The organism is Sphingomonas sp. SORGH_AS_0789, assembly GCF_031453055.1.
In the GTDB taxonomy this organism is placed as follows: Bacteria; Pseudomonadota; Alphaproteobacteria; order Sphingomonadales; family Sphingomonadaceae; genus Sphingomonas.
In genome coordinates this window covers 647,214-668,124 of sequence record NZ_JAVIYV010000001.1, presented here as the reverse complement: position 1 = coordinate 668,124, position 20,911 = coordinate 647,214, and the positions used below count along the sequence as shown (strand labels likewise).

14 protein-coding genes are annotated in these 20,911 nt (G+C 70.4%); 6 read left to right on the top strand and 8 right to left on the bottom strand.

Annotation, left to right across the window (positions count from 1 at the left end; translation table 11 throughout):
* Nucleotides 1-120: 120 nt before the first annotated feature.
* Genes QE360_RS03070 through QE360_RS03055 form a run of 4 tightly spaced genes read right to left on the bottom strand, consistent with a single transcriptional unit; the run spans nt 121 to nt 6,837 of the window.
* The gene (locus tag QE360_RS03070; protein WP_309699202.1) at nt 121-1,014 is read right to left on the bottom strand and encodes a transglutaminase family protein; all 894 of its coding nucleotides are present in this window, start codon (nt 1,012-1,014) and stop codon (nt 121-123) included.
* Nucleotides 1,011-3,467, bottom strand: coding sequence for a circularly permuted type 2 ATP-grasp protein (locus QE360_RS03065; RefSeq protein WP_309699200.1), 2,457 nt, complete (start codon nt 3,465-3,467; stop codon nt 1,011-1,013). Before QE360_RS03065 ends, QE360_RS03070 begins: the two co-directional genes overlap by 4 nt.
* Before the next feature lie 45 nt (nt 3,468-3,512).
* Nucleotides 3,513-5,957, bottom strand: a complete 2,445-nt coding sequence (gene ligD / locus QE360_RS03060; protein WP_309699198.1) for a DNA ligase D — start codon at nt 5,955-5,957, stop codon at nt 3,513-3,515.
* Nucleotides 5,950-6,837 (bottom strand): Ku protein, encoded by an 888-nt coding sequence (locus QE360_RS03055; RefSeq protein ID WP_309699196.1) that lies wholly within the window; start codon nt 6,835-6,837, stop codon nt 5,950-5,952. Before QE360_RS03055 ends, ligD begins: the two co-directional genes overlap by 8 nt.
* Before the next feature lie 96 nt (nt 6,838-6,933).
* Between QE360_RS03055 and pdxH the strand changes: the two genes are divergently transcribed.
* From pdxH to QE360_RS03040, 3 genes are read left to right on the top strand one after another with little or no spacing between them, the layout of a single operon-like run.
* Nucleotides 6,934-7,515, top strand: a complete 582-nt coding sequence (gene pdxH, locus QE360_RS03050; RefSeq protein ID WP_309699194.1) for a pyridoxamine 5'-phosphate oxidase — start codon at nt 6,934-6,936, stop codon at nt 7,513-7,515.
* Nucleotides 7,512-8,465 carry a cation diffusion facilitator family transporter gene (locus QE360_RS03045; RefSeq protein WP_309699192.1) on the top strand — a complete coding sequence of 318 codons (954 nt, stop codon included), beginning with the start codon at nt 7,512-7,514 and terminating at the stop codon, nt 8,463-8,465. The genes pdxH and QE360_RS03045 overlap by 4 nt, the downstream gene beginning before the upstream one ends.
* Nucleotides 8,465-9,268 carry a PhzF family phenazine biosynthesis protein gene (locus QE360_RS03040; protein ID WP_309699190.1) on the top strand — a complete coding sequence of 268 codons (804 nt, stop codon included), beginning with the start codon at nt 8,465-8,467 and terminating at the stop codon, nt 9,266-9,268. Before QE360_RS03045 ends, QE360_RS03040 begins: the two co-directional genes overlap by 1 nt.
* A 194-nt stretch (nt 9,269-9,462) precedes the next feature.
* On the opposite strand, the gene QE360_RS03035 is transcribed toward QE360_RS03040, so the two are convergent.
* Nucleotides 9,463-12,849, bottom strand: a complete 3,387-nt coding sequence (locus QE360_RS03035) for an AAA family ATPase (RefSeq protein WP_309699188.1) — start codon at nt 12,847-12,849, stop codon at nt 9,463-9,465.
* Between the two features lie 182 nt (nt 12,850-13,031).
* Here QE360_RS03035 and QE360_RS03030 point away from each other — a divergent pair, with 182 nt between their 5' ends.
* Complete coding sequence (locus tag QE360_RS03030) at nt 13,032-13,223, top strand: hypothetical protein (RefSeq protein WP_307102915.1); 192 nt, start codon at nt 13,032-13,034, stop codon at nt 13,221-13,223.
* 77 nt (nt 13,224-13,300) lie between these two features.
* Entirely contained in the window at nt 13,301-13,693 is a 393-nt protein-coding gene (locus QE360_RS03025) for a hypothetical protein (RefSeq protein WP_309699183.1), read from the top strand.
* Between the two features lie 89 nt (nt 13,694-13,782).
* On the opposite strand, the gene QE360_RS03020 is transcribed toward QE360_RS03025, so the two are convergent.
* Complete coding sequence (locus QE360_RS03020) at nt 13,783-15,060, bottom strand: FAD-binding oxidoreductase (protein WP_309699181.1); 1,278 nt, start codon at nt 15,058-15,060, stop codon at nt 13,783-13,785.
* Between the two features lie 33 nt (nt 15,061-15,093).
* Between QE360_RS03020 and QE360_RS03015 the strand changes: the two genes are divergently transcribed.
* The gene (locus QE360_RS03015) at nt 15,094-16,107 is read left to right on the top strand and encodes a 4-hydroxyproline epimerase (protein ID WP_309699178.1); all 1,014 of its coding nucleotides are present in this window, start codon (nt 15,094-15,096) and stop codon (nt 16,105-16,107) included.
* A 223-nt stretch (nt 16,108-16,330) separates the two neighbouring features.
* On the opposite strand, the gene QE360_RS03010 is transcribed toward QE360_RS03015, so the two are convergent.
* Complete coding sequence (locus tag QE360_RS03010; RefSeq protein WP_309699176.1) at nt 16,331-17,533, bottom strand: Xaa-Pro peptidase family protein; 1,203 nt, start codon at nt 17,531-17,533, stop codon at nt 16,331-16,333.
* Nucleotides 17,534-17,584: 51 nt separating this feature from the next.
* The gene (locus QE360_RS03005; RefSeq protein ID WP_309699174.1) at nt 17,585-20,902 is read right to left on the bottom strand and encodes a DNA methyltransferase; all 3,318 of its coding nucleotides are present in this window, start codon (nt 20,900-20,902) and stop codon (nt 17,585-17,587) included.
* Between the last annotated feature and the right edge of the window lie 9 nt (nt 20,903-20,911).

The window sequence follows — 20,911 nt, the reverse complement described above, 5'->3', positions numbered from 1 at the left end:
TCGATCCGCCCTAAAACCGCAACCCCCGTTCAGCCTGAGCGAAGTCGAAGGCCACGGGACTCGGTCTGACGCCGCGCCGCGCCCTTTGCTCCGTCCGAACGGTGAGAAGGCGGAGGCCGGTTACCCCGCCACCATCTCCCCGACCGGCGCGACGTCGACGCTGACGTCCATCTTCTGGGCGCCCGAGCCCAGCACCACGCCGTCGACCGGCGCGATCTCGGCATAGTCGCGGCCGACCGCGACGATGATATGGTCGCCCGCCATCCAGATGCCGTTGGTCGGATCGACCCCGACCCAGCCGCGTTCGGGCCCGCACCAGATCAGCACCCAGGCATGGGTCGCATCCGCCCCCACCAGCCGGGGCTGGCCCGGCGGCGGCAAAGTGCGGATATAGCCCGAGGCATAGGCCGCCGGAATCCCCGCGGCGCGCAGGCCGGTGATCATGATCTGCGCGAAATCCTGGCACACGCCGCGCCGCTGGCGAAACGCCTCGGCCGGGGGCGTGTCGACCAGGGTGGCGGCGGGGTCGAAGGCGAATTCGCGCTGGATGCGGCCCGCCAGCGCGAACCCGGCCTCCAGCGCGCCACGCTCCGGCGACAGGTCGGGGGCGCACCATTCGGCGATGGCGGGATCGAGCGGGATCAGCGCCGAGGGAAAGATGTAATTGGCCGGGCCCGCCGCCGACAGGTCGCGGCTCGACCGGGCGAGCGCGGACACCTCGGCCAGCGTCGGGTCGCCGGGCGAGGGTATCGGCACCGGCCGGTCGACAACCATATGCGCGCGGCTTTCGATCGTCAGGCTGCGCACAGGCCGGTCGACGACCAGCCGGGTGACATGCGCCAGCCCCGCCTCGGCCCGCGCGGTGCGGGTGCGGCCGACCGGCTCGACGATCAGGTCATAGGCCTCCAGCGTCTGGCCCGGCCAATCGATCGGCTTCAGCCGCAGGTTGCACCGCGCATATTTGACCTGCGCGCCGTAATCGAAGCGCGTGATGTGGCGGATGTCGTAGATCATGCCAGTGTCAATCCGCCCGCCCGCAAAGGCTCGGCTCCCTGCAGGAAATAGCGGCGCGCGATCGCCTCGGAGAGCAGGCCCAGCCGCCGCTCGACATCGCCCAGCGTATCGGCGTCCAGGGTGCGCGCATCCTGGGTCTCGACGGCGGCGCGGATGGCGACGGCCAGCGCCTGTTGCGGCTCGGCCATGTCGTCGTCGGACAGGACCGGCAGCCGCGACAGGCAGTCGGCGATGCGCGCGGTCTGATAGGCAAGCGCGCGCGGGTTGTTGGGGTCGAGCGCGACCAGATCGACCACCGCGACACGCGCCAGCCCGGTCGGATAACGCTGGCGATAGCTGATCTGGCTGTTGGCGAGGTCGAGCAGCGTCGACAGGTCGTCCGCCGACGCCCCCGCCATGCCGAACAGCCGCGACGCGCGCGCCACCGCCATCGCCCGCTCCACCCGGCGGCCGAGATCGTGGAAGCGCCAGGCGGTGGTGCGGACCATATGTTCGGCCGACAGCCCGGCGATGGCGGCGTAGCGGCGCTGGAGCGACCCCGCCCGGTCGAGCATCCCGGCATGGCTGGGGAAGGGCGCCTCCAGCAGCCGCACCATGTCGGCGGACAGGCGATCGCGCGACCCCTCGCTGATCCCGCGCGCCAGCCGGTTGATCCGCGCGACCGAGTGCCAGGCCTCGTCCTCCATCGCGGTGCGGGCGAATTGGGTGAGGGCGGCGCGGTGCAGGCTGTCGGGATGCGGCGCGGCCCCGCCGCCTGTGATCAGCCCGACCAGCCGTCCGACGGTGCGCGGGTCGAGCGCCGCGCCGCCATCGACGTCGATCGAATTGCCCAGCATCACCCGGATCGCGGCGAGCAGCGCCTCGCCACGCTCCAGATACCGGCCCAGCCAGTAGAAATTGTCGGCGACCCGGCTGGGCAAGGTCCCCGGATTGCGCCGGACATGCAGCGAATCGGGCGCGGCGAGCAGCGACATCGGCGCCACCGGGTCCGGCCCATGGACGCAGACATCGGCGGACCACAGCCCTTCGCCGATCATCGCGGCGGTCGCTTCCGGATGGTCGCCGATCCGGCCGAAGCCGCCGGGCAGGACGATCCAGCGCCCCTCGGCATCGCGCGCGGCGAAGACCCGCAGGGTGAAGGGGCGCGGCTCCAGCCGGTCGCCGATGACGACGGGCATGGTCGACAGCCGCACCATCTCCTGCCCGACATAATCCTGCGGGCGGCGGGCCATGTCGGCGAGCAATGTCGCGCGCTCCCCGGCCGACAGGGTCGCGCCCGGCCGCGCGCCGTCCGGCAGGCCGAGCGGCCGGGGACCGAAGGCGGGGGCGATCAGCAGCCGGTCGAGATGCGCGGCGACATGCCCGGCCTGAGCAGGGCCGCCGCACCACCAGGTCGCGATATTGGGCAGCCTGAGCGGCGCGCCCGCCAGCTTCTGCGACAGTGCGGGCAGGAAGGCGGAGAAGGCCGGGCTTTCCAGCACGCCCGCGCCCGGCGCGTTGGCCAGCACCACCTGTCCCTCGGCATAGGCGTCGATCAGGCCGGGCACGCCGATTTGCGAATGGCTGTCGAACGCCAGCGGGTCGAGCAGCCGGGGATCGAGCCGCCGCCACAGCGCGTCGATCCGCTTGAGCCCGCCGACCGTGCGGACATAGACCTGCCCCTCGATCGCGGCCAGGTCGGCGCCCTCGACCAGCAACAGCCCCAGATAGCGCGCCAGATGCGCCTGTTCGGGATAGCTGGGGTTGAACCGGCCGGGGGTCAGCAGGCCGATGCGCGGATCGGCGCGACGGCATTGCGCCGCCAGCCCCGCGCGGAAGGCGGCGAAGAAGGGCGCATGACGCTGGACGTTCAGCCGGTTCTGGAGCCCGCCGAGCGTCCGGCTGACCGCCAGCCGGTTCTCCAGCGCATAGCCCGCGCCCGCCGGGTTGCGCAGGTGATCGGCCAGCACCCGCCATTCGCCGTCCGGCCCGCGCGCCAGGTCGAAGGCGACGAAGCTGAGATGATGCCCGCCCGGCGGCGTCACCCCGACCATGGGCCGCAGGAAATAGGGGCTGCCGGTCGCGAGCGCCGCGGGGATATGCCCCTCGGCCACCAGATCGCCGGGGCCGTAGAGATCGGCGAGGATCGCCTCCAGCAGTTCGGCGCGCTGGACCACGCCCGCCTCGATCCCCGCCCATTCGGCGGTGTCGATCAGCAGGGGGACGGGCGAGACGGGCCAGGGGCGCTCGTCGGTCTCGCCGATGATGCGGAAGCCCGTGCCGATATCGGCGGCATGGCGCTGCACCCGCTCGCGCGCATGGGCCAGGTTGCTGGCGACGGCGGCCAGTTCCTCCAGCATCGCGGGCCAGGCCGGGTCGGCCGATCCCGCCAGCACGTCCGAGGGCGTCGCGATGCTGCGATAGGTGGCGATCCAGGCGGCGGCCTGTGCGGGGCTGTCCTCGGATGGGTCCATCGGGCGGGGAAAATCGCCGCATCCGCCCAAGGTTGCAACAGGCGATTAGAGATCGGGCAGGATTTGATCCGCGACCCCCCAGCCGCGCAGGGCCGCGCCGTCGGCGCGCGCGACCAGTTCGGCGGCGTCGCGGATGGTCCAGCGCGCCGCCCGGTCGATCGCGTCCAGCTCGTGCCACGCCACCGGGGCGGCCACCGGCGCCCCGGCCCGTGCCCGCGCCGAATAGGGCATGACCGCCGTCGCGCCGCGCTGGTTGCGCAGCCAGTCGATGAAGATGCGGCCCTTGCGCTTGGCCTTGGTCATGACCGCGACGAAGCGTCCCGGATCGCTCTGCGCCAGCGCCTTGGCGAAACGCTCGGCAAAGTCCGATACGGCAGGCCAGTCGGCATCGGGCGTCAACGGCACGACGACATGCACGCCCTTGCCCCCCGACAGCATCGCGAAGCTCGCCAGCCCCAGCTCGGCCAGCTGGTCGTGGATATGCACGGCGGCGCGCTTCACCTCGTCGAACGACACGCTGGGGTCGGGATCGAGGTCGAAGATCATCCGGTCGGGCTGTTCCAGCGCGGCGATGCCTGCACCCCAGCCATGGAATTCGATCGACCCCATCTGGATACAGGCGCGCAGCCCCTCCGCATCCTCGACATAGAGATAGGGTTCGGTGCCGCCGTCCTTCTCGCGGATCGGCACCGAATGGACCTGCGGCCCGAAACTGCCCGCGTCATGCTTCTGGAAGAAACAGGCCCGCGCGCGGCCTTGCGGACAGCGGACCAGGCTGACCGGCCGCCGCGCGACCCAGGGAAGCATCAGCGGCGCGACGGTCGCGACATAATCGGCCAGGTCGCCCTTGGTCAGGTCGCTGTCGGGAAAGATCACCCGATCGGGATGGGTGATCGTGACCGCGCCTTCGCCCGACGAGGAAGCGGGGATGGGGGCGGGGCGTTCCTCGACCACCTGATCGGCGGGCTTGTCCTCGCGCAGCCCGATGAAGCTGGGATGGCGGAGCAGGCCATCGGGCGTCGTCTCGGTAAAGGCGATCTCGGCGACCAGATCGGGGCGGACCCATTTGGCCCCCCGCACCATGGCGCGCGGCGCCTCGACGGTCGCGGTCCGGCGGGCGCGGGCGTCGAGCAGGCGGCGGAGCTCGTCCATCCGCGCTGCGGTGAAGCCGGTGCCGACCTTGCCGACATAGGTCAGCTTGCCGTCGCGGTTCACGCCCAGCAGCAGCGACTTGAACCCGCGCCGTGCCTTGTCCGAGGGGAGCCAGCCGACGATGACGAATTCCTGCCGCCTCAGGCATTTGGCCTTCAGCCAGTCGCGGCTCCGGCCGCCGGGATAGCGGCTGTCGGCGCGTTTGGAGACGACACCCTCCAGCCCCTCGGCACACAGCCTGTCGAACAGCGCCTCGCCGGAGCCCGTGACATGTTCGGCGAACTGGATCGTCTCGTCGCCATCGGGGACGATCGCGCGCAGCCGCTCCTTGCGCTGGACCAGCGGCAGCTCGGCCAGATCCTCGCCGTCGAGCGAGAGCAGGTCGAAGGCGAACAGGCTCATCGGTTTGTCGCTGCCAATCGCGTCCTTCAGTGTCGAGAAATCGGGGCGCCCGTCCTTGAACGCGACGATCTCGCCATCAATCAGCGCCGAGGTGACGGGCAGGTCGGCCGCCGCCGCGACGATGCCGGGAAACTTGTCGCTCCAGTCCAGCCCGTTGCGGGTGAACACCTGCGCCTTCCCGCCGCCGACCGCGATCAGCGCGCGATAGCCGTCATATTTGATCTCGTGCAGCCAGCCCTGGCCCGCGGGCACCCGGTCGACCAGCGTGCACAGCGCCGGGGGCCGGAACGCCGGCGGCGCGGCCTTTTTCGCCTTCGTCCGGCGCGGGGCGGCCTTCGCCTTTCCGGCGGGCTTTGCCTTGGCCGGTTTCCCCTCGGCGATCTGCGCCATGGTCCGCCCGGTCGCCACGCTGGTCAGCGCCTGATCGGTCAGCGTGTCGGTGCCCCCGGCCTGCGCATCGGCGACCTTGCGGAGCAGCCAGTTCTCGCGCTTCTCCCGGCCGCGCGGCTTCATGCGGACCAGCAGCCATTCGCCCTTCATCCGCTCGCCATCGAGGATGAAGTGGAGGTGCCCGTCCTCCAGATCGGCGGCGCTCTTGCCCGCGACCGGCGACCAGGTGCCGCGATCCCACAGCATCACCGTGCCGCCGCCATATTCGCCCGAAGGGATCGTCCCCTCGAATGTCGCATAGGATAGCGGATGGTCCTCGGTCCTGACCGCCAGCCGTTTCTCGTCCGGGTCCAGGCTCGGCCCGCGCGTCACCGCCCAGCTCTTGAGCACGCCGTCCACCTCCAGCCGAAAGTCCCAGTGGAGCCGCGTCGCGTCATGCTTCTGCACGATGAAGCTGTTGCCGCTGCCGGGTTCCAGCGTTCCCGCAGGCTCGGCGGTGCGGGTGAAGTCGCGCTTGGCGTTATAGCGGGCGAGCGGATCAGCCATGTTTGCGCGCCGGGGCCTTGCGGGCGGGCTTCTTGGCGGGCGCCTTGCGCGTCGTCTTGGCCGGGGCCTTGCGCGGGCGGCTGCGGGTCTCGCCGGTCTCCATCGATTGCTTCAGCGCCGCCATCAGGTCGGCGACATGGCCGCCCGATTTGGCAGGCGCGTCGTCCTCGTCCTCGATGATCTTCCGGCCCTTGGCCTTGCGCTTGCGTTCGATCAGGCGGTGAAGCGCCTCGACATAATGATCGTGGAACTGCTTGGGGTCGAAGGGGCCGGATTTCTTCTCGATCAGCGCCTCGGCCAGTTCGAGCAGTTCGGCATCGGGTTTGGCATCGCCGATATCGCCGAAAAACCCTTGCGCCTTGTTCACCTCGTCGGCGTAGCGCAGCGTCTCCAGGATCAGCCCGCGCCCGCACGGCCGAAGCGACACGATATATTCGCGGCCGCGCAGCGCCAGCTGGCCGAGCCCGACCTTGCCCGTCCGCTTCAACGCCTCGCGCAGGACGATGAACGCTTCCTCGGCCAGATCGTCGGCGGGGACGACGAAATAGGGGCGTTCGTAATAAAGGACGTTGATCTCGCCCGCATCGACGAAGCGGGTCAGCTCCAGCGTCTTCTTCGACTCCAGCTTGACCGCGTCGATCTCGTCCTGGTCGAGCAGGACATAATCGCCCTTGGCGACCTGATAGCCCTTCACGATGTCGTCGGTGTCGACCGGGCCGATGTCGCTGACGACCTTTTCGTAATGGATCGGCTTGCCGCTGGGTTCGTGGATCTGCTTGAACTGGATGGTCGCGCCGCTTTTGGTCGCGGGATACAGCTCGACCGGGATCGACACGAGGGCGAGGCGGATCTGACCCTGCCAGTAAGCGCGTGCGGGCATTGGGAATTTCTCCGTTGCGTAACGGGACCAATGACGGACCCGGCGTTTCCGTTCCCGACATTGGTTTTCGTCGGCCACAGGCGTATGGACGCGCGCATGGCTGACGATCCCTTTGCCCTGTTCGATGCGTGGTTTGCCGAAGCGCGTGCGAGCGAAATCAACGATTCCAACGCGATGGCGCTGGCGACGGTCGATGCGCGCCTTCAGCCCTCGGTCCGCATGGTCTTGCTGAAGGGGCATGATGCCCGCGGATTCGTGTTCTACACCAATCGCGAGAGCCGCAAGGCGCAGGATCTGGGCGAGGGCAGCCGGGCCGCGCTGCTGTTCCACTGGAAGTCGCTGCGCCGCCAGATCCGGATCGAGGGCATGGTCGCCCGCGTCTCCGATGCGGAATCGGATGCCTATTTCGCCAGCCGGGGCCGCGACTCGCAGCTGGGCGCCTGGGCGTCGGACCAGTCGCGGCCGCTCGCCGACCGCGCGACGTTCGAGGCGCGGTTCGAGGCCGTGCGCGCCCGGTTCGAGGGCGGCGAGGTGCCGCGCCCGCCGCATTGGGGCGGATACCGCGTGTCTCCCGAGCGGATCGAATTCTGGCTCGATCGCGAACACCGGCTGCACGAACGGCGTGTCTTCACCCGCACGCCCGAGAATGGCTGGGACGAAGGGCTGCTGTTCCCGTGACCCAGGACGAACGCAAGAAGGTCATTCCGCTGGCGACCAAGGCGGCGCTGGCCAGCGTCGCGATGGCGCTGTTCCTGCTGGCGCTGAAGGGTTTTGCCGCGTGGCGGACGGGATCGGTCGCGATGCTGGGGTCGCTGGCCGACACCGCGCTCGACCTGCTGGCCAGCCTGGTCACGCTGTACGGCGTCCGGCTGGCGGCGACCCCGGCCGACCATGACCACCGCTTCGGCCATGGCAAGGCGGAGGCGCTGGCGGCGCTGTTCCAGGTCGCGCTGATCACCGCCTCGGCGGCGGGCATCGCCTGGCGCGCGGTGATGGCGCTGGGCGCGGACAATCCCACCTCCGACGCCGAGTTCGGCATCGGCGTGTCGGTCATCGCGATTGCCGCGACCGTGGTGCTGCTCGCCTATCAGCGCAGCGTCATCCGCCGCACCGGGTCGGTCGCGATCCTGGCGGACAATGTCCATTACCAGTCGGACGTGCTGCTCAACGGGTCGGTGATCGTCGCCATGGTGCTCGACCAGTATTTCGGCTGGCACGGTGCCGACCCGATCTTCGGCATCGCCATCGCGCTGTGGCTGGCCTGGGGCGCGTTCCAGGCGTCCTCGACCGCGATCGACCAGCTGATGGACAAGGAATGGCCCGACGATCAGCGCGCCGCGTTCCTGGACGTCGCCGCGCGCCAGCCGGGGCTGAAGGGCATTCACGACTTCCGCACCCGTCGTTCGGGCAGCCACGACTTTGCGCAATTCCATATGGAGGTGGCGCGCGACCTGACCGTCGCCGCCGCGCATGATATTGTCGAGGGGGTCGAACGTGCGCTGCGCCGGGCCTTCCCCAAGGTCGAGGTGCTGATCCATCTCGATCCCGAAGGCCATGTCGACACCGACAATCCGCTGGTCGAGGCGGACGTGACCCCGCACTGGTTCGGCAAGCGGATCGGCTATTGATGCGCATCCCCTTCACCCAGGTCGATGCCTTTGCCGAGGCGACGTTCGGCGGCAATCCGGCGGCGGTGATGATGCTGTCGGAGTGGCTGGACGACGCCATGCTGCTGGCGATCGCGCAGGAGAACAACCTGTCCGAAACCGCCTTTCTGGTGGCGGCCGACGGCGCGGCGGCGGATTTCGCGCTGCGCTGGTTCACGCCGGGCGACGAGGTCGAGATGTGCGGCCACGCCACGCTGGCGAGCGGGCATGTCGTGCTGTCCTCCGATACGACGCGCGAGCGGGTGCGCTTCGCGACCCGCCATGCCGGGGTGCTGGAGGTGGCACGCGACGGGCTGGGCTACAGCCTGTCGCTGCCCGAGCGGACGCCGGTGCCGGAGGCGTTGCCGGGCGTGGTCGAGGCGCTGGGCGTCGGGGGCGTGGTCGCGACGCTGCGCCATCCGGCGGGCTATGCGGTGGTCGTGGTCGATAATGCGGCGCGGGTGCGGGTCTGTACGCCCGACTTTGCGGCGCTGGCGGCGGCGGGCCGCTACGTCGTGATCCTGACCGCGCGCGGTGGGGCCGGCGAGGCGGACGTGGTCAGCCGCGTCTTCGTGCCCGCCTTCGCGATCGACGAGGACCCGGTGACGGGCGCGGCGCATGCGGTGATCACGCCCTATTGGACGCAGGAGCTGGGCCGCGATGCCTTTGTGGCGGAGCAGGCGAGCGCGCGCGGCGGGCGGCTGCGCTGCCGGATGGAAGGCGACCGGGTGGTGCTGGGCGGCGGATGCGTGACGGTGATCGAAGGGACGTTCCTGCTGCCGTGAGCGGCCGGGTGCGGGCTTCGTGAACGGGTTTTGAAACTCCGCAATACCCCGGCGAAGGCCGGGGCCCAGGCTCCACCAAGCCTGTGGCGCGCCACGCGATGCGGGGGAGGCCAATGCTCGGCGCCTTCGATGACACATAGCAACTGGACCCCGGCCTTCGCCGGGGTGACGTTATAGGGACTGCAAGGACGGCCTCACTCCGCCGCCAGCAACGTCTCCGCCGCCTGCAAATCCACCGACACCAGCCGGCTGACCCCGCGCTCGATCATCGTCACGCCGAACAGCCGGTGCATCCGGCTCATCGTCACCGCATTGTGCGTCACGATCAGATAGCGCGTGTCCGTCTCGCGCGTCATCCGGTCGAGTAGCCCGCAGAAACGATCGATATTGGCATCGTCCAGCGGCGCGTCGACCTCGTCCAGCACGCAGATCGGTGCAGGGTTGGTCAGGAACAGCCCGAAGATCAGCGCCACCGCCGTCAGCGCCTGTTCGCCCCCCGACAACAGGGTCAGCGACTGGAGCCGCTTGCCCGGCGGCTGCGCCATGATCTCCAGCCCCGCCTCCAGCGGATCGTCCGAATCGACCAGCGCCAGATGCGCCGAGCCGCCGTCGAACAGCGTCGCGAACAGCGTCTGGAAATGCCCGTTGACCGCCTCGAACGCCTCGAGCAGTCGCTGCCGCCCCTCGCGGTTGAGCAGCCCGATCGAACCGCGCAGCCGCGCCACCGCCTGGACCAGATCCTCGCGCTCGGCCGCGCTCGCCGCGCCACTGGCCTCGAGTTCGGCCAGTTCCTGTTCGGCGACGAGGTTGACCGGACCGATCCGCTCGCGATCGGCGGACAGCTTCTCATGCGCGGCACCCTCCGCCTGGGGCGAGCCGACGCCCGCGCTCTCGAACCCCAGCTTCTCCGGCAGAACCGGCGCGGGGCAGGCGAAGCGCTCGCCCGAGACGCGGCCCAGCTCGACCCGGCGCAATTCGTGATTCTCGACCCGCGCCAGCGCGCCCGCCCGCGCTTCCCGCGCCGCCGACAGCAGGGCGTTGGCCCCGGCATGGGCCGCCTCGGCGGTGCGCAGCGCGCGTTCGGCTTCGGCCTCCTCCGCCTGGGTCCGCTCCGCCTCCGCCTTGGCGGCATCATGCGCAGCGGCGAGCGTGGCGATCTCCTCGGCCAGCTGCTCCGGGCGATCGGCGATGGCGGCGGTATCGCGGTCCAGCGTGGCGGCGCGGGCATCCATCTCGGCGATCCGTCCCGCCGCCTGACCCGCCCGCTGTTCCCAGCCCTGCGCCTCGGCAATGGCGGCGGCCAGCCGGTCGCGGGTCTGCGCCAGGCTGCGTTCCAGCGTGGTCCGCTCCGACCGCGCGAGCGCCACCGCGGAGCGGGCGAGCTGCGTCTCGGTCTGGAGCCGTGCCGTCTCCGCCGCGCTCGCGCTGCCGTCGGGCAGGGCGGCGAGCGCGGCGGCGGCGCGGTCGCATTCGATCGCCGCCTCGTCCATCTCGTTGGCAATCCGTTCGGCCCGGATGGCGAGGTCGGCGCGCTGTCCGGACAGGCGTTCGATCTGGGCCTGCGCCCGGTCCTCGGCGCGCTGCGCCTCGCGATGCGCGGCCTCGGCCTGGGCGAGCAGCGTGCGGGCGCTGGCGGCGGCACCCCGCGCACGCGCGATCCGCTCGTCGATCGTGACGCGCGCGGCGGTGGCGGCGGCGACCGCGCTTTCCGCCGCTGGCCGCTCCGCCTCCAGCTTCGCCAGCCGGTTGCGGCGTTCCATCCGCTCCGCCGCCGCCGCGCCGCCGCCCTCGCCGACATAGCCGTCCCAGCGCCGCAGCCGCCCCTCACGCGTGACCAGCCGCTGGCCGACGCGGAGCGGCTGGCCCGAATCCGCCTCGACCAGAAAGATCTGCGACAGCCGCCGCGCCAGCGTCTCGGGCGCCTGGATCCGCGCGCCCAGCGGCAGCGTGCCGACCGGGGCGGGGGGATCGTCCTCGGCGATGGGCGATCCCTGCCAGTCGACCAAAGGCGTATCCAACTCGTCGCCCAGCGCCGCCGCCAGCGCGCGCTCGAAGCCCGGATCGGCCTGCACCTCGTCCAGCAGGCGGTCGCCGCCCTTGCGCTCGGTCGCGCGGGTCAGCGCGGTCATCTCGGCATCCAGCGCGGCCAGCGCGGCGATCGCCTGCGCGCGCGCCGCCTCGGCGGGATCGCGTTCGGCGGTGGCCATCGCCTCGCTCTCCTCGGCCCATTGCGAGGCGGCGCGCGCCTTGTCGGCATCGGTGCGCGCGGCGGCCTGGGCGGCGATGGCGGCGTCGCGCACCGCCTCCTGCCCGGCCAGGTCGGGCAGCGCCTCGATCGCGGCGGCGACCCCGCGCGCCTCGCGCTCGGCGCGTTCGTGGCGCGCCCGCGCGGAGCTCAGCCCGGCCTCGGCGATGCGGCGTTCGGCGGCTTCGGCGGCCTGGGCGGACAGGGCCCGCGCCAGCGCCACCTCGGCATCGCGATTCTTGCTCTCCGCTTCGGCCAGCAGCGTGTCGAGCCGGGGCATGGCCTGGGTCGCATGGGCGATGCGCGCGTCCAGATCCTCGCGCTCGTCGGTCAGCCGCTGGATGGCGGCGGCGGCGTCATGCGCCAGCGCATCCTCGCGCGCGCGATCCTCGCCGACGCGGGTGCGCGAGGATGCCAGTTCCTCGATCCGGCGTTGCAGCCCGTGACGCTGGTCGCGGGCGCGGGACAGGGCATGGCCCGCCTCGCTCAACGCATCGCGCGCCGCCAGCGCGGCGGCACGGGTCCGCGCGGCCAGCGCCACCGCCTGCTCCTGCGCCCCGGCCGCGATCCGTTCGGCCTGCGTCGTCTCGGTCACGCGGCGTTCGGCGGCGTCGGCCTCGATCCGGGCGGCCGCGGCGGCATCGGCGGCGTCGCGCCAGCGGGCGAAGATCATCCGCGCCTCGGCCATGCGGATCTGGTCGGAGATCAGGCGATAGCGCTCCGCCGCGCGCGCCTGTCGCCGCAGGGTCGCGATCCGGGCATCCTGGTCGGCGATCGCCTCGTCCAGCCGGGTGAGATTGGCCTCGGTCGCGCGCAGCTTGGCCTCCGCATCGCGGCGGCGGACGTGGAGCCCGGCGATCCCGGCGGCTTCCTCCAGCATCGCGCGGCGCTCGGCGGGCTTGGCGGCGATGACCGCGCCGATCCGGTTCTGGCTGACGAGCGCAGGCGAATGCGCGCCGGTCGCGGCATCGGCGAACAGCAGCGCCACGTCCTTGGCGCGCACGTCGCGCCCGTCGATCCGGTAAGCCGAGCCCGCGCCCCGCTCGATCCGGCGGACGATCTCGGTTTCCTCGCCCTCGCGCTCGGCCAGGATCGTGACCTCGGCGAAGTCGCGCGGCGGGCGGCTGGCGGTGCCCGCGAAGATGACGTCTTCCATCCCCGCGCCGCGCATCGACCGCGCGCTGTTCTCCCCCATCGTCCAGCGCAGCGCCTCGAGCAGGTTCGACTTGCCGCAGCCATTGGGCCCGACAACGCCGGTCAGCCCCGGTTCGATGACCAGATCGGCCGGATCGACGAAGCTCTTGAAACCCGAAATGCGAAGCCGCTTGATCTGCACGGACCCGGTCGCCGCTCCCCCCGATGCGCTGTGGTTAACCGATAGCGGATGGAGGCGGGATGTCGAGGGGGGAGGCGTGGTGGAGACGCTCGCGGCGTGGTTGGGGATTCTTCGCACGGAATGGGGGATGTCGCCCACTTGCAGACATTGAGCATGGCTTTGCGATCTGTCATCGTGCGGTAATGTCGCTTGAACACCAGCCGCGCCTGTTGGACGAACAAACCGCTTTCAGGGCGATGTGCGTTTATCTTGAGGCTTACTGGGAGCGAGGCCTGCGGTCATCTGATGACATTGCCCAGCTTTTGTCGATCATCCACAACGACCCGGCAACGCCGGATGATTGGGCAAATGCTATCGAGCAGGTCGTCCGCTAACGCCCACTTGCGGACATTGACCGTCACCCTCGTACTTCTTGATTGCGGACGTTGATTGCCCGGTGCAGCGTGTCAGAATGCAGCACGGATCGATCGTCAAGTTTTTGTCGGGCACACTCTCCGCGGAAGGTTTGGCACGAGAGATACGCGCTGAAGTTGCCGCATTTAGAACCGCACTGAGAGACACGGCGAAGGGCAACATCGTAGTCTCCAGGGGGCCGCGATTTGTGGTGACCAGAGAGGGCGCACGACGTTTGCTAAAAGCCGTAGCCGACGATCGGTTGCCGTTCGATGCGGCGAACTACCTCGCAGATTGCATCGTCATGAACGACGACTTTGAATTTGCGGACGATGCCGTGCGGGACGCCGTGTTCTTCATCGAAGATGACAGCGGCCGGTTTGCCACGGGCAATGATGAATGGCGACCCTCTCGGGCGGAAACGCTGAACGCGATTGCTCTGCTGGATTGAACAACAACTATCTTTGGCTCACCTCTGAAAGCTGCCGGACCGCTCACCACCAATTTCCGTCATTCGCGCCGGGGCATGTCGTTTCCGGATCACCCGAACCGCGCCAATCCGAACGGTTCAAGAGGCACGGGTGACGCCTTTCCATCCAGCATCACCGCCACCAACTCCCCCGTAATCGGCGCGAGGGTCAGCCCCAGATGGTTGTGCCCGAACGCATAGGACACGCCCGTCATCCCCGGCACCCGCCCGATCGCGGGCAAATAATCCGGCAATGTCGGCCGCGCGCCCATCCAGGGTTTGGCGTCCTCGCCGATCGGCAGGCCCAGCGCGGCGATGTGGCGGCGCAGGCGGTTCCACTTGGCGGGGTCGGGCCTGGCCTGGGCGCGGGCGAACTCGACGATGCTGGCGGCGCGCAGGCCACCGGCGAAGCGGGTGACGATCATCGAGCGGTCCTCGAACACCACCGGGGGCAGGTCGGCGGGCCAGTCGACCGCCGGGCCGGTCTGGAGGTGATAGCCGCGCTCGGCGATGATCGGGGCCTTGAGCCGGAACGGACGGAGCAGCGCCGCGCTCGCCACGCCCGCCGTCACGACGATCTGCGCTGCCGACAGGCGGCGGCCGTCCTCGAGCCGCGCCTCGCCGTCGCCGACCGCCGCCACCCGTCCCATGATGCGCGTGCCGCCGTCCGCCAGGAAGCGGGCGAGGGTGGCCTCGGCAAGATGGGTCGGGTCGGCGATCTGGCCGCTCCCCTCGAAGCGGATGCCGCCTGCGAGCGGGGCGTGGACGCGGGTGCGCCAGTCCTGCAACTCCGCCTCGGTCAGGGCGCGGAAGCGCGCGGTGCCGGTGTCCGCCGCCTGCCACCCGGCAAGCCCGCGCGCGGCGCTTTCGGGGGTTTCCCACAGCACGACATGACCGTCCTCGCGCAGCAGTTCGGGCGCGCCCAGCGCCGCGACATGACGCCGCCAGGCGGGCATGGCCTGTGCCAGCAGAGCGGCAAGCGCGCCATGCGCCCGCCGATAGCGATCCGCCCGCGCCGCGCCCAGCAACCGCAGCGCAAAGGGCAGCCAGGTCGCGATCTCGCGCGGGGGCAGCGCCAGCGCGCCGCCGCGAAAGAACAGCCGTCTGGCAAAGCCGCGCACCATCGCGGGCGAGGCGATCGGCTCGGCCTGCTCGGTCGCGATATGGCCCGCATTGCCCCAGGAGGCGGCGCGCGGGGTGTCCTCCGCCTCGACCAGCGTCACCGCCCATCCGGCCCGTTGCAGCGCCAGCGCGGTGGTGGTGCCGATGACGCCGCCCCCGACGATCAGGGCGGTGCGATCTTGCGGGGCGGCGGCGTGATTTTCGGGCTTGGGCATAAGTCGGGTCATATCGTATACGGATTTCCTAGCAAGGGAATCCCGATGACGTCACCGACCATCCGCCACACCTTTTTCTGTATCGACGGCCATACCGCGGGCAATCCGGTCCGGCTGGTCGCGGGCGGTGCGCCGCTGTTGCGCGGGAGCAGCATGGCCGAGCGGCGGCTGGACTTTCTGGAACGCTTCGACTGGATCCGCACCGGCCTGTGCTTCGAGCCGCGCGGGCATGACATGATGTCGGGCGGCTTCCTCTATCCGCCGTGCGAGCCCGACAGCGACGCGGCGATCCTGTTCATCGAGACCAGCGGCTGCCTGCCCATGTGCGGGCACGGCACGATCGGCATGATCACCTTCGGCCTGGAAAACGGCCTCATCACCCCGCGCGAGCCGGGCAGGCTGAAGGTCGAGGTGCCGGCGGGCACCATCCATATCGAATATGAGAAGGAGGGCGCCAAGGTCACGGCGGTCCGCATCCGCAACGTCCCCGCCTATCTGGCGGCCGAGGGCATCGCAATCGACGTGCCGGGCTTCGGCCCGTTGACGCTGGATGTCGCCTATGGCGGCAATTATTACGCCATCGTCGAGCCGCAGGGGGCCTATACCGGGCTGGACGATCTGGGTGCGTCGAAGCTGGTCGAACTCAGCCGCACGATCCGCGAGCTGGTGCGCGAGAAGTTCGAGCCGGTGCATCCGCTCGAACCCTCGATCCGGGGGGTCAGCCATGTGCTCTGGGCGGACAAGCCCTCGGCTGAGGATGCCGATGGGCGCAACGCGGTCTTCTATGGCGAACGCGCGATTGACCGTTCCCCGTGCGGCACCGGCACCTCGGCGCGGTTGGCGCATCTGGCGGCCAAGGGGCGCTTGCGCGTCGGCGATCGCTTCGTCCACGAAAGCTATATCCGCAGCCGCTTCATCGGCCGGGTCGAGGCGGAGACCGAACTGGGCGGGCAGGCGGCGATCGTGCCGTCGATCCAGGGCTCGGCGGTGGCGACGGGCTTCAACACGATCTGGATCGATCGCGAGGACCCTTTCTGGGCCGGGTTCACCGTCGTCTGAGGCGATTTTCACGCGAAGACGCGAAGAAGAAGAGGTTCGCGCGGAGACGCGGAGGTGGAGGGACTTGCCGCGCTAGCGGCCCTCCAATCTCCACCCGTTGCTGATTCCAGAGCGCTGCCGCGCGGGCGACCATCTCCGCGCCTCCGCGTCTCCGCGCGAACAAAATCCTTCGCGTCTTCGCGCCTTCGCGTGAACCAATCCCGGCCTCAGCCGGGCTCGCGCCTCACCCCAGATCGTCGATCGCGGGCTGCGGCTCGGTGAACCAGGCGGCACCCGTCTCCGTGACATAGAAGTGATCCTCCAGCCGCACGCCGAAGCGATCCGGCACGACGATCATCGGCTCGTTGGAAAAGCACATGCCGGGGCTCAGCGGCGTCCGGTCGCCGCGCACCAGATAGGCGGGCTCGTGAATCGACAGGCCGATGCCGTGCCCGGTCCGATGCGGCAGGCCGGGCAGGCGATAGTCGGGCCCCAGTCCCGCCTTTTCCAGCACCGCGCGCGCGGCGTGATCGACCGCCTCGCACGGCGCGCCCGGCCGGACGGCGGCGAAGGCGGCGGCCTGCGCTGCCTTCTCAATGTCCCAGATGCGACGGACCTCATCGCCGACATCGCCGAACGCATAGGTGCGGGTGATGTCGCTATGATAGCCGTCGATCAGCGTGCCGGTGTCGACCAGCACCACGTCGCCGTCGCGCAGCACGTCGTCCTGCGGCAGTCCATGCGGAAAGGCGGTCGAGCGGCCGAACTGCACCGCGCAGAAATAATTGCCGGTCGATGCGCCCAGCGCGCGGTGCGCTTCGTCGATGAAGCGGATCACCTCCGACGCGCGAATGCCCTCGTGCAGGATGCGCGCGGCGCGGCGATGCACCTCCAGCGTCATGTCCATCGCCTGTTGCATCAGCGCGATCTCGGCGGGCGACTTGATCATCCGACAGCCATCGACGACCGCCGCGCCGCTGACCAGCGTGACGCCGGGCGCGGCGGCGCGGATCCGGTCGACGAACAGGAACGCCATGGCGGGATCGATGGCGAGCGTCCTGGCCCCCATCGCCGCCAGCGCATCGGCGACCAGCGCGGAGGGGCTTTCATCCTCTTCCCACAGACGGATGTCGGTGGCGGGGATGGCAAGGCTCGCCTCGAACGAGCCCAGCTCGAAGCCGGGGCAGATGAAGATCGGATCGCCCGCGACCGGCAACAGCATCGCGACCAGCCGCTCGGTCGCGCCCCACGCGACGCCGGTGAAATAGCGCAAGGATGCCCCCGCGCCGATCAGCAGCGCATCGGCCCCCGTCTCGACCATCAGCGTGCGGGCGCGCGCGATCCGGCGGGCGCGTTCGGTGGCATCGATCGGCGGCGCGGGGTTGGCCCAGGGCGACAGCTCCGCCAGTTCGCGCTCCGCCGTCGATCCGCCGATCATCCCTGCCATGTCACTCGCTCCGTTTCGTATACGGTTGCGGCTCTAGCGTGGATCGGCGGCTCATGCCACCCGGCGCAGGCGATAGCCCTCCGGCCCCTGCGCGACATAGCCCAGCCGCACCGCGCCCTGGAGCGCGGCGACGACCGCGCGCTCGACCTGGCGGCCTTGCGCGAAATGCCGGGCGATGGCGGCGGCGGACAAGGGGCGGTCGGTGCCGAGCAGCGCGAAGACGCTGGCGATCCGCCCGCCAAGGTCGCGCGGAAAGCTGGGCTTGGCCGGGGCGGGCTCGGCGAGCGGCAGCGCCCGTTCGGTCGGGCCGAGCGGGGTCGCGCCCGCGCGGCGGCTCTGGAAGTCGGGGCGCAGCCACAGAACATGGCCGGCGCGCTCGTCCGCCCGGCGCTGCGCGTTGAGCGCGACCAGCCGCGCGACCATCTCCGCCGCCGGGATCGCGGCGGGCCAGCCATAGGCGGCGATGACGGCGGCATCGATCTGGTCGTGCAGCCGCGCGATCAGGTCGACCGACCCCCGGCGGCGAAGCGCTTCGTCCCCGGCGGTCAGCCTGTCCCCTGCGACCAGCCGGTGGCGCAGATTGTACAGGCCGGTCAGGGTCAGGTCGGGCGTTTCGGCCAGGATGCGCTTGCGCGTGGCGTCGAGTTCCTCGGCGAGGTCGGCGATGACCCGGCGGGCGGGGTCGCTGGCATCGGGAAAGGGGAAGGGGTCGAAACTCGTCGTCTTCACATAGACCGCAGGCTGGTCATAGACCCCCAGCATGCCTGCGTTCGCGAGATACCATGCCTCATGGGTCGAGGATTGCAGGATACCCAGGACGTCGCTGTCTGCCGTGGCAATGCAGATCAGCTTGTTGTCGGGCAGGGTGTCGGCGGGCAGGAACTGGAAGATGCGATGCTTGGCCGTCTCGACGGTCGCGATATAGCGCGAGAGGCCATCGAGCGCGGGGCGCAGCTCGCGGCGGGGTTCGCCGAACAGCCACCATTGGTTGCGATAGGTCGCCCGTGCATTGCCGTCGCGCTCGGGCTTCACGCTCCGCAGCACATGGCCATAGACCTCGGGGAAGCGCTGGCGCACCTCGGCTTCGGACAGGCCGAGCAGGTCGATCACCATGGCCCCGCGCGTCCGCGCGGTCAGGTCGCGGCCGTGGCAATAGGGGCGGATATGCCGTTCCAGCCCCTCGCGGCGGCCGAGCCCCAGCATCCCCGCCTCGGCCGGGGACACGATGAAGCCCGCGCCGTGGAGTTTCACGCCGGGCGAACATAGCCACTGGTTTGCGAGCAACGGCCGGGCCTGGGTCACGTCCGTTCCCACCGACAGGTCCGCATTGATCCGCCCGACCGTCTCGGCGAAGCGGATGTCGGGCGTGTCGCTGTCCAGCCCGCTCTCCCCGGCGATGCGCAGGCGTCGGCCGTCGACCGTGCTGCGCCCCATGACCGTCATCGCGATCCGCACCATCGCGGCATCGGGTGTCGCCTTGGTCCAGGGATGGTCGGGGATGGCCAGCAGGATCGACAGCGGTGGCGTACCCTCCAGCGCGCGGGCGATGACCCGGCGGCCGAAGGTCTGGGTGATCGAATTGGTCGTGACGAAGCCGAAGCGGATCAGCGGCGTATCCCGCGCCGCCAGCGCCTGCGCGGTGCGGTCCCACCAATAGAGGACGTAATCGGCGGCGCGCGGCATCTTGGGATAGGCGCGCCACAGCGCCTCCGCCATGCCCTCGGGCAAGCGCCCGCGCAGGTCCTTGCCGCCGATGAACGGCGGGTTGCCGACGATGAACTCCGCCTCCGGCCAGGGCGTCCGCTGGCCCGAGGGGGTGAGCAGCGCGTCGGCGGTGACGATCGACTGGACATCTTCCAGCACCGGGTCGGACACCTGCCCGCCATTGCGCAGCTGCCAGCGTATATAGCCCAGCCACAGCACCAGCTGCGCGATGGCGGCGGCGCGGGCGTTGACCTCGATCCCGTGGAAATTGCGCGGGTGCACCGTCTCGGTATCCAGATGCAGTATCTCTTCGCCCGACAGCTCGGCCAGCACCTCCAGCACCTCGCCCTCCAGCCGCTTCATCAGCTCGAGCGTGACATAGAGGAAATTGCCGGTGCCGCAGGCGGGGTCCAGGACGCGGATCGCCGCCAGCCGCCGATGGAAATCGCGCACCCGCTGGACGGCAGCGCGGGGATTGTCGGCGCGTTCATTCTCCATCGCGCTCAGCACCTGCGCCCAGTCGTCGCGCAAGGGGGCGATGACGGTCGCGGTCACCAGCCGCTCGACATAGGCGCGCGGCGTGTAATGCGCGCCCAGCCGCCGCCGCTGCGCCGGATCGAGCGCCTGTTCGAGCAGCGTGCCGAAGATGGCGGGCTCGACATCGCGCCAGTCGCGCCTGGCGGCGGCGAGCAGCTCGCCAATCTCCTCGCGGTTGAGGGGCAGGGCGTCGGCGGTGTGGAACAGCCCGCCATTGAACCGCCGCACCGCGCAGCGCAGCACATTGGCCTCGCCGCCCCGGTTCATCGAATGCCACAGATCCTCGATCCAGGGCACGAAGGCATCGGGCCGCTCGCGCGCGTCGGACAACAGGGTGACGAAACCCCCGGCGGGCAGCAGCCCGCTATGTTCGGCGAACATGGTGAACAGGCAGCGCATCAGGAACAGCGCCACCCCCTCCGGCTCATGCCCGCGCTCCTCCAGCAGCCTGGAGATGCTGGCCAGCCGCGTCGCCACGTCGCGGGTGACGGCGGCGGCATGGCGGGTCGGGTCGAGCGAATGCGGCGCGTCCCAGATCGCCGCCAGCCGCTGGCGCACCTCCTCGCGGCGCAGATCGTCCAGCGCGATACGGAAGCGGGCGCGGTCGGGGAATTGCTTGTAATGCTTCCCCTGGCCCGAAAAGTCGGCGAACAGCTCGATCACCCGGCCGACATCGACCACGATCAGGAAGGGCGGCCAGCCATGATCGACGGGCAGCGCGCGGGCATATTGCTCGGCCTGTTCGCGCGCGCGGCGCATCAATATGTCCCATTGCCGCGACCGGGGCGCGGTGCCCGCCCCGTCGGGGAGCAGGCCGGGGAGCAGCGGGCCCTCGGCGGCGAGCGATTTCGCGCCCAGGCCCTCGCGGCTCTGCTTGGCCTCCAGCACGAAGCAGCCGCGCTTGTAGAGGTCGATCCGCCCGCGCCGGTCCTCGTCGCCGGGCAGGACGACCGCTCGTTCGAAGACATAGTCGTTGCGGGTGCTGGTCGCGTGGGCGGGGTCGGGCGGGGCGACGCCTAGGATCGCGCACAGCTCGGTCAGGAACAGCGCGTAATTGGCGCGCTCCGCCCCGCCCTCGCATGCCTGCCAGCGCCGGATGAACGCCTCGATCGCCGCCGGGGTCGCCATGAATCGAAA

Coding starts and splice junctions, on each gene's coding strand:
- QE360_RS03015 (WP_309699178.1), top strand. CDS start 15,094: ATGACGTCACCGACCATCCGCCACACCTTTTTCTGTATCGACGGCCAT.
- pdxH (WP_309699194.1), top strand. CDS start 6,934: ATGGCTGACGATCCCTTTGCCCTGTTCGATGCGTGGTTTGCCGAAGCG.
- QE360_RS03070 (WP_309699202.1), bottom strand. CDS start 1,014: ATGATCTACGACATCCGCCACATCACGCGCTTCGATTACGGCGCGCAG.
- QE360_RS03030 (WP_307102915.1), top strand. CDS start 13,032: ATGTCGCTTGAACACCAGCCGCGCCTGTTGGACGAACAAACCGCTTTC.
- QE360_RS03065 (WP_309699200.1), bottom strand. CDS start 3,467: ATGGACCCATCCGAGGACAGCCCCGCACAGGCCGCCGCCTGGATCGCC.
- QE360_RS03040 (WP_309699190.1), top strand. CDS start 8,465: ATGCGCATCCCCTTCACCCAGGTCGATGCCTTTGCCGAGGCGACGTTC.
- ligD (WP_309699198.1), bottom strand. CDS start 5,957: ATGGCTGATCCGCTCGCCCGCTATAACGCCAAGCGCGACTTCACCCGC.
- QE360_RS03010 (WP_309699176.1), bottom strand. CDS start 17,533: ATGGCAGGGATGATCGGCGGATCGACGGCGGAGCGCGAACTGGCGGAG.
- QE360_RS03055 (WP_309699196.1), bottom strand. CDS start 6,837: ATGCCCGCACGCGCTTACTGGCAGGGTCAGATCCGCCTCGCCCTCGTG.
- QE360_RS03020 (WP_309699181.1), bottom strand. CDS start 15,060: ATGACCCGACTTATGCCCAAGCCCGAAAATCACGCCGCCGCCCCGCAA.
- QE360_RS03025 (WP_309699183.1), top strand. CDS start 13,301: ATGCAGCACGGATCGATCGTCAAGTTTTTGTCGGGCACACTCTCCGCG.
- QE360_RS03005 (WP_309699174.1), bottom strand. CDS start 20,902: ATGGCGACCCCGGCGGCGATCGAGGCGTTCATCCGGCGCTGGCAGGCA.